This window comes from Pseudotamlana haliotis (genome assembly GCF_008806375.1).
Taxonomy (GTDB): Bacteria; Bacteroidota; Bacteroidia; order Flavobacteriales; family Flavobacteriaceae; genus Pseudotamlana; species Pseudotamlana haliotis.
The window spans coordinates 1-1,201 of the sequence record NZ_WAAT01000070.1 but is presented as its reverse complement, the minus strand read 5'-3'; the positions used below and the strand labels follow the sequence as shown (position 1 = coordinate 1,201).

General features: G+C 37.6%; 1 protein-coding gene. It reads right to left on the bottom strand.

Annotation, left to right across the window (positions count from 1 at the left end):
* Positions 1–303 precede the first annotated feature (303 nt).
* The gene (locus F6U93_RS14440; RefSeq protein WP_150940935.1) at positions 304–1,077 is read right to left on the bottom strand and encodes an O-methyltransferase; all 774 of its coding nucleotides are present in this window, start codon (positions 1,075–1,077) and stop codon (positions 304–306) included.
* Between the last annotated feature and the right edge of the window lie 124 nt (positions 1,078–1,201).

Here is a 1,201-nt window from a genome sequence, read left to right as displayed (position 1 = left end):
ACTCTATATAAAACCGTCACACCAAAGGTAGACACTTCAAATTGAACTGGTGTTCGAGCGGAGTCGAGAACATTTCTGACTAGCGAGTTATCTGTGAAAACCTGAGTAATCAGTGTCTAAAAAATCGACCCGAGAAAGGAAGATACTTCAGAGTATCTCGCCAAGTCGTCAAGGTGTAGTAAGTAAAAATTAGTGATAATTAGTGAAATTCGTGTCAAAAAAATCTCTGTACATTCTGTGTCATAACCCCGCAAGAGTAAGCCCTAAAAACCAATAACTACCTACCCGGAACCAAAATAAAACCTAACAACGCACCACAAAATCCTCCTTAACCTGTTCTTTTCTAAAAAACACAAAACCCCAGAAAAACGTATCAATTGTTACGGTAACTTTAGGATGTTTTTTAATGATTTCCCAAGCTTCGGTCATGGCTTCCGACCAGTAAATGTCATCAAAAATAAATACCGAATCATTTGATGCTGTTTGGAGTAAAGACTCAAAGTATTCTAAAGTAGCATCTTTTTGGTGATTGCCATCAAAGAAGATGAGGTCGTAGCTGTGACTTGTTAGTTTTTCAATTTTCGTAGAGAAATCCCCCTGAAGACTTTCAATATTATTCAGATTTTCATCTTTAAAAAGCGCTTTTGAAAACGCTGAAATATTCGGACACCCTTCAATAGTAGTAATCTTAGCTTCTGGATGACCTAAACTTAAGGCTTGTGTAGCAATACCTAAAGATGTGCCTAGTTCGAGGATGTTTAGAGGTTTGAAATAAGCGCTAAATCGGTATAATAATTTAGCCCTTTTAAGTGTAGAACCTGCGTTTTTTGCCATTTGACGAACCAAACGCTCCTCTTGTTTCATCACTTGCGAACCTGCGCCTAAATCGGTGACATTGATACTGCCTTTATCATGGAGTAGGTTTTTTTTATAGTTTTTAATCGCCTTATAAGCATCGTATGAGCTACGGTCATAAAAACATTTGGTAACCAAATCATAAACAAAAGGGGAGTGTACCCCATGCTGATTGGTTGATTTTAAAAGGAATTTAATGTACTGTTTGGCTTGATAAAACATGCTTTAATTTTCAGAAACGAGAGTTGCGCCGCAAAGCTACGTAAAAAAAGCTCTGACCTCTGCAAGACAAATAAAACGGGATGTCATTCCGACGCTAGGAGGAATCTTTAAGTATTAGTACCAG

Bases quoted from the DNA above. Each gene is read 5' to 3' on its own strand.
- F6U93_RS14440 (WP_150940935.1), bottom strand. From the start codon at position 1,077: ATGTTTTATCAAGCCAAACAGTACATTAAATTCCTTTTAAAATCAACC.